The 6046-nt window shown below is 77.6% G+C and carries 8 protein-coding genes; 1 reads left to right on the top strand and 7 read right to left on the bottom strand.

Features of this window, described 5'->3' with window-relative positions; translation table 11 throughout:
* On the bottom strand, positions 1-566 hold a 566-nt coding region (locus CS2_RS17340; RefSeq protein ID WP_369691432.1), incomplete at its 3' end, for a tRNA (adenosine(37)-N6)-threonylcarbamoyltransferase complex transferase subunit TsaD.
* 87 nt (positions 567-653) lie between these two features.
* Here CS2_RS17340 and CS2_RS17335 point away from each other — a divergent pair.
* A complete protein-coding gene (locus CS2_RS17335; RefSeq protein ID WP_233421252.1) occupies positions 654-1292 on the top strand; it encodes a malonic semialdehyde reductase in 639 nt (212 codons plus the stop codon).
* A 120-nt stretch (positions 1293-1412) separates the two neighbouring features.
* Here CS2_RS17335 and CS2_RS17330 read toward each other — a convergent pair whose 3' ends face one another.
* Genes CS2_RS17330 through CS2_RS17305 form a run of 6 tightly spaced genes read right to left on the bottom strand, consistent with a single transcriptional unit; the run spans position 1413 to position 5947 of the window.
* The gene (locus CS2_RS17330) at positions 1413-2273 is read right to left on the bottom strand and encodes a sulfurtransferase (RefSeq protein ID WP_156442196.1); all 861 of its coding nucleotides are present in this window, start codon (positions 2271-2273) and stop codon (positions 1413-1415) included.
* Positions 2274-2310: 37 nt separating this feature from the next.
* The gene (gene rimI, locus CS2_RS18945) at positions 2311-2802 is read right to left on the bottom strand and encodes a ribosomal protein S18-alanine N-acetyltransferase (RefSeq protein ID WP_070320912.1); all 492 of its coding nucleotides are present in this window, start codon (positions 2800-2802) and stop codon (positions 2311-2313) included.
* Positions 2799-3488, bottom strand: a complete 690-nt coding sequence (tsaB, locus tag CS2_RS17320; protein WP_070320911.1) for a tRNA (adenosine(37)-N6)-threonylcarbamoyltransferase complex dimerization subunit type 1 TsaB — start codon at positions 3486-3488, stop codon at positions 2799-2801. The genes rimI and tsaB overlap by 4 nt, the downstream gene beginning before the upstream one ends.
* Positions 3488-4069 (bottom strand): tRNA (adenosine(37)-N6)-threonylcarbamoyltransferase complex ATPase subunit type 1 TsaE, encoded by a 582-nt coding sequence (tsaE, locus tag CS2_RS17315; protein WP_070320910.1) that lies wholly within the window; start codon positions 4067-4069, stop codon positions 3488-3490. Before tsaE ends, tsaB begins: the two co-directional genes overlap by 1 nt.
* Positions 4066-5277 (bottom strand): alanine racemase, encoded by a 1212-nt coding sequence (gene alr / locus CS2_RS17310; protein ID WP_082740337.1) that lies wholly within the window; start codon positions 5275-5277, stop codon positions 4066-4068. The genes tsaE and alr overlap by 4 nt, the downstream gene beginning before the upstream one ends.
* Before the next feature lie 58 nt (positions 5278-5335).
* The gene (locus CS2_RS17305) at positions 5336-5947 is read right to left on the bottom strand and encodes a nucleoside/nucleotide kinase family protein (RefSeq protein WP_070320913.1); all 612 of its coding nucleotides are present in this window, start codon (positions 5945-5947) and stop codon (positions 5336-5338) included.
* Positions 5948-6046 lie beyond the last annotated feature (99 nt).

Raw genomic sequence — 6046 nt, 5'->3', positions numbered from 1 at the left:
GCGAGCCGGTCGATGTGGGGGCCGCCGGGGTACGGCAGGCCGAGCAGGCGGCCGACCTTGTCGAACGCCTCCCCCGCGGCGTCGTCGAGCGTCGAGCCGAGCTCGGTGACGTTCACGGTGTCGTCGATCATCAGCAGCGACGAGTGCCCCCCGGAGACGACGAGCGCCATGACGCGCTCGGGGAACGCACCGTCGACCAGCTCGTCGACGACCGCGTGCCCGATGACGTGGTTCACGCCGTACAGCGGCTTGCCGAGCCCGACCGCGAGCGCCTTCGCGGCGGACGCGCCGATCGTCAGCGGGCCCACGAGCCCGGGGCCGGCGGTGACGGCCACGGCGTCGACGTCGTCGAGCGTGACCTGCGCGGTCGCGAGCGCGCGCTCGATGGTCGGGACCATGGCCTCGAGGTGGGCGCGGGCGGCGATCTCGGGGATGATCCCGCCGAAGCGTGCGTGCTCGTCGACCGAGCTCGCGACCGCGTCGACCAGCAGCTCGTAGCCGCGCACGAGGCCGACGCCGGTCTCGTCGCAGGAGGTCTCGATCCCGAGGACGAGGGGTTCGCTCACGCGTCCAGGATAGGCGGCGTGCGGCACGTGACACGCGTCACATCCTCGGACGGGCATCGGTGCGAACGCATCGATGTTGAGTGCGGCGTGACCACGAGCGACCTCATGGACGACATCCGGACGCTGCGCACCACGCGCGGCGTCGACGCCACGACCGCGGACCGCGTGTTCCGCGACGCGCGCACCGTCGGGAGCTTCCTCGACGTCCCCGTCCCCGACGAGCTGCTGCGCGAGGTGTACGACACCGTGCGCTGGGGCCCGACCGCCATGAACACGAGCCCGCTGCGGCTGCTCGTCGTGCGCAGCCGCGAGGGGCGCGAGCGCCTCGCGCCGCACGTCGCGGAGTTCAACCGCGACCGCGTGCTCGCCGCCCCCGTGACGCTCGTCGTCGCGACCGACGTCGACTTCCACGAGCACATGGCGACGCTCGTGCCGCACGCACCCACCTCGGGCGAGGGCTTCGCCGACAAGCATGACGCACGCGTCGCCATGTCGCGCGACAACGCGTGGCTGCAGATGGGCTACCTCGTCGTGGGCCTGCGCGCCGCGGGCCTCGGCGTCGGCCCCATGACGGGCCTGGACGCGACTGGCGTCGACGGCGAGTTCTTCGCGGGCTCGGCGTGGCGCACGCTCGCCGTGCTCAACGTCGGCTGGCCCGACGGCGAGGGCACCGACCGCCCGCGCGCACCGCGCCTCGAGTGGGACCAGGCCGCGCGCACGGTCTGACCGCTCCCCCGCCGGAGCGCCGCACGCCCTCCCGCCGCCCCGTCGGGCGACGGGAGGGCGTCGCCGTCACCGGGACCGGGCCGTGCCGGCCGCGCGGTACCGGCCGGGCGGGTGCGCCCGTCAGGCCGTCGCGACGGGACGCGCGGGGTCGTGCGCCCACTGCGACCACGACCCGGGGTACAGCGCGGCGTCGACGCCGATCGACGCGAGCGCCGCGACCTCGTGCGCCGCGGTGACGCCGGACCCGCAGTAGACGCCCACGCGCGCGGCCGTGGCACCCGGCGCGACGCCGAGCGCGGCGAACCGCGCGGCCAGCGCGTCGGCAGGCAGGAACCGCCCGTCGGCGTCGACGTTGTCGGCCGTCGGCGCGCTCACGGCACCCGGCACGTGCCCCGCGCGCGGGTCGACGGGCTCGACCCGCCCCGCGTACCGCTCGGCGGCCCGGGCGTCGAGCAGCACGCCGTCGCCCGCGAGCGCGGCGGCGCCGTCGGCGTCGAGCGTCGGCAGCGCACCGGCCACGAGCACGACGTCCCCGGGCTCGGGCGTGATCTCGAACGGCTCGACCGCGTAGCCGGCGGCCGTCCACGCGGCCAGCCCGCCGTCGAGGATCCGCACGTCGCGCACGCCCGCCCAGCGCAGCAGCCACCAGGCCCGCGCGGCGGACGTGCCCGCGACGTCGTCGTACACGACGACCGACCCGCCCTCGCGCACGCCCCAGCGCCGCGCGGCGCGCTCGAGGTCGGCCACGTCGGGCAGCGGGTGCCGCCCGGCCGCGGGCGACGGCGGTGCCGCGAGCTCGGTGTCGAGGTCGACGTACACGGCACCGGGCAGGTGCGCCTCGAGGTACCGGTCGTGGCCGTCCGTGCGCCCCAGCGCCCAGCGCACGTCGAGCAGCACCGGCCCGTCGTCGTCGGCCAGCAGCCGGGCCAGGTCGTCCGGCTCCACCAGCACGGCACCCCGCACGTCGTCGTCGCTGCGCACCGCTCCCCCTCGTCCTCGGTCGGTCGGTCTCGATCGGTCAGGCGCCCGGCGCGTCGGCCGCGGCGGGTCCCAGCGGCAGGCGCATGGTCCAGGCGTCCACGTTCTCGGGCTGGTAGTAGCCCCGACGACGACCCAGCCGCTCGAAGCCCAGCGCCTCGTACAGGTGCAGCGCGGGGGCGTTGTCGACGCGCACCTCGAGCAGCACCGACGCGGCACCGACCTCGCGCGCGCGGTCGACGAGCGCGCCCAGCATCGCGCGCCCCACGCCGCGGCCCTGGTGCGCGACGTCCGTGCCGACCGTCATGACCTGCGCGTCCCACCCGTCGAACCACAGGCCCGCGTACCCGACGAGCGCGCCGTCCGGCAGCGTCGCACCCACGTAGGTGCGTCCCGGGGCCGTGAGCTCCTCGGCGAGCGTCGCGGCCGACCAGGCGCCCGCACCGAACAGCTCGACCTCGAGGCGCTCGAGCACGGGCAGGTCCGCGGCCGTCAGGGGCCGCACGGCCACGTCGACGGCCGCCGCGCTCACGCCAGGACCCGCTTGGACCCCGCCGACGGGACGGCGTCCGGGCGACGCAGGTACAGCGGCTCGGTCGGCAGCGGCTCGCCCGCCGCGAGGCGGCGCTGCGCGATCCGTACCAGGTACCGGGGGTCGGGCTCCCGCAGGCCCGGCACGTCGGACGCGACGCGCGCGTCCGCGGCGCCGAACACGTCGGCGTACAGGTCGCGCCCAGCGCCCACGACGACCTCGTCCGCGACGCGCGGCACGTCCGCGGGCACGGCCACGCCGGGCTCGACGGTGCGCACCGGCACGCCGCCGCGGACCTCGTAGCGCGACCAGTAGACCTCCCGCCGCCGGGCGTCGGTGACGACCAGCAGCGGCGTGCCGTCCACGAGCCCACCGACCTCGGCCGCGGCCTCGGCGAGCGCGTCGTGGCTCGGCACGCCGTGCACGGGCACCCCGACCGCGAGGCCCAGCACGCGCGCCGTCACGAGCCCGACGCGCAGCCCCGTGAACGGCGCCGGCCCGGTCCCGACGACGACCGAGCGCAGGTCCCGCACGGTCGCGCCGCGCCGCGCGAGCAGCTCGGTGACCTGCGGCATGAGCCGCTCGGCGTGCCGCCGCGGCTCGTCGTCCGTCAGCGTCTCGCCGTGCTCGGCGTCGACGACCAGCGCGGTCGCGACCGCACCCGACGTGTCGATCCCCAGGTGCATCAGTGCCCACGCCCCTCGTGCTGCTCGTCCGTCAGGTCCGCCACGTCCGTCAGACCCACCGCGTCGGCGCCCGGCAGCGCGACGCCGTCCCAGCGCGCGCCGACCGCGCGCACCGTGAGCACGCGCTCGCCCGCCGCGGCGTCCTCGACGTCGTCGGCCACACCGCCGTGCGGGCGCGCGAGCCGCAGCTCGAGCCGGTCGTCGGTCAGACCCTCGACCCAGCCCTCGCCCCACTCGACGACCGTGACGGCCTCGTCGAGCGCGGCGTCCAGGTCGAGCGCCTCGACCTCGTCGAGCGAGCCCAGCCGGTACGCGTCGACGTGCACCAGCGCGGGACCGCGCGTGCCGTCGGGGCGCGGCAGCGGCGGGTGCTCGCGCGCGATGACGAACGTCGGCGACGCGACCTGCCCGCGCACGTGCAGACCGGCGCCCAGCCCCTGCGTGAGCGTCGTCTTGCCCGCGCCGAGGTCGCCCGTGAGCACCACGAGGTCGCCCGCGCGCAGCACGTCGGCCAGCGCACGGCCCCACGCGCGCGTCGCGTCGGCGTCGGGCAGGCGCACCTGCAGCCCGTCGGTCGTCACGCGGTCACCTCCACGTCCGCGGGGCGGGCCGTCGTCCCGGCCGCACCTGCGTCCTGCTCGCTGTCGACGTACGTGCGCGGCACGCGCGCCCCGAGCCGCGTCACGAGCTCGTACGAGATCGTCCCGGCGACGTCGGCCCAGTCCTGCGCGGTCGGGCCGCCGTCGCGCCCGTCGCCCCACAGCACGACGCGGTCGCCCGCGGCCTCGCGCGCGTCCGGGCCCAGGTCGAGCACGACCTGGTCCATGCAGACGCGGCCCGCGACGCCCAGGCGGCGGCCGCCGACCTGCACGGGACCGCCCCAGCGGTCGGCCGTGCCCGACGCGTGGCGCGGGATCCCGTCGCCGTACCCGAGCGGCACGACGCCCAGCACGGTGTCACCCGGCACGACGTACGCGTGCCCGTAGGACACGCCCGACCCGGCCGGGACGGGCTTGACCGTCGCGAGCTCGGCCTCGAGCGTCATCGCGGGCACGAGGCCGTAGCGCTCGGGGCCGCCGAGCTGCGGCACGGGCGAGAGGCCGTACACGGCGAGGCCGGGCCGCACGAGGTCCCAGTGCAGCGCGGGCGACGTGAGCGTCGCGGCCGAGTTGGCGAGGTGCCGCACCTCGAGGCGCGCACCCGCGCCCTCGACGAGCGCGACGGCCCGCGCGAACTCCTCGGCCTGCGCCGCGACCGTCGCGTGCCCCGGGTCGTCCGCGAGCGCGAGGTGCGAGAACAGGCCGACGACGCGCAGGGCACCCTCGGCCTGCGCCGCGAGCGCCGCCGCGAGCACGTCGGGCAGCTGTGCCGGCGTGAGGCCGTTGCGCCCGAGGCCGGTGTCGACCTTGAGGTGCACGCGCGCCGTGCGGCCCGCCTCGCGCGCCGCGGCGACGACCTCGTCGAGCGCCCAGCGCGCCGCGACCGCGAGGTCCACGTCGGCCTCGATCGCGGCACGCAACGGCGCGCCCGGCGCGTACAGCCACGCGAGCACGCGCGCCCCGGTCACGCCGGCACGCCGCAGGTGGATCGCCTCGGAGACCTGCGCGGTGCCGAGCCACGTCGCGCCGCCGTCGACCGCGGCGAGCGCGCTCGGCACGAGACCGTGCCCGTACGCGTCGGCCTTGACGACGGCCATGACCTGCGCGGTCGGGGCGTGCGCGGCGAGGCTGCGGACGTTGCCACGCAGTGCCGCGAGGTCGACGACCGCGCGCGCGGGGAAGTCGTTCACGTGCGCCAGTGTCTCACCCGGACGGGTGCGCGTCCGTGTCCGTGCCCGCGTGGCACGGTCAGCCGAGCAGCTCGGGCCCGACCACGAGGTCGGCGCGCCGGGCCGTCGGCGCGACGCGGCGCGCGTTCGTCTCGTCCGGGCCGGTCGACCACGCGCGCGCCGCGTCGGGGCTCTTGCCGAACCGCTCGTGCCGCGCCACGAGCCGGGCGAGCCGCAGGTCGTCCGGCGGGGCGACGAACCAGGCCTCGTCGAGCAGGTCGGCCACGGGTCCGAACCCGTCGTCGGCGAGCAGCAGGTAGTTGCCCTCGGTGACGACCAGCGGCACGTCCGCGGCGATGGCGATCGCCCCCGCCACGCCGTTGCGCAGGTCACGGCGGTACTCGGGCGCGTACACCACGCGGCCCGGCTCGGGGGCACGCAGCCGCCGCAGCAGCGCGACGTACCCGTCGGCGTCGAACGTGTCGGGCGCGCCCTTGCGGTCGGCGCGGCCGGTCCGCTCGAGCTCGGTCTGCGCGAGGTGGAACCCGTCCATGGGCACGACGACGCTCACGCCGGGGAACGCGGCCGCGACCTGCGCCGCGAGCGTCGACTTGCCCGCCCCGGGAGCGCCCGCGACGCCGAGCACGACGCGCCCGCCGCGCGCGAGCAGCGCTCGCACCCGGTCCGCCAGGGGTGCGGGGAGCGGCGCGGCGAGCGGGGCGACCGGCGTGGCGAGCGGGGCGACCGGCTCGGCGACCGACCGGTCCCGCGCGCCGGCGGTGCCGCTCGG

The organism is Cellulomonas iranensis NBRC 101100 = JCM 18110 (assembly GCF_001552375.1).
Taxonomy (GTDB): Bacteria; Actinomycetota; Actinomycetes; order Actinomycetales; family Cellulomonadaceae; genus Cellulomonas; species Cellulomonas iranensis.
This window is presented reverse-complemented; position numbering and strand designations above follow the sequence as displayed.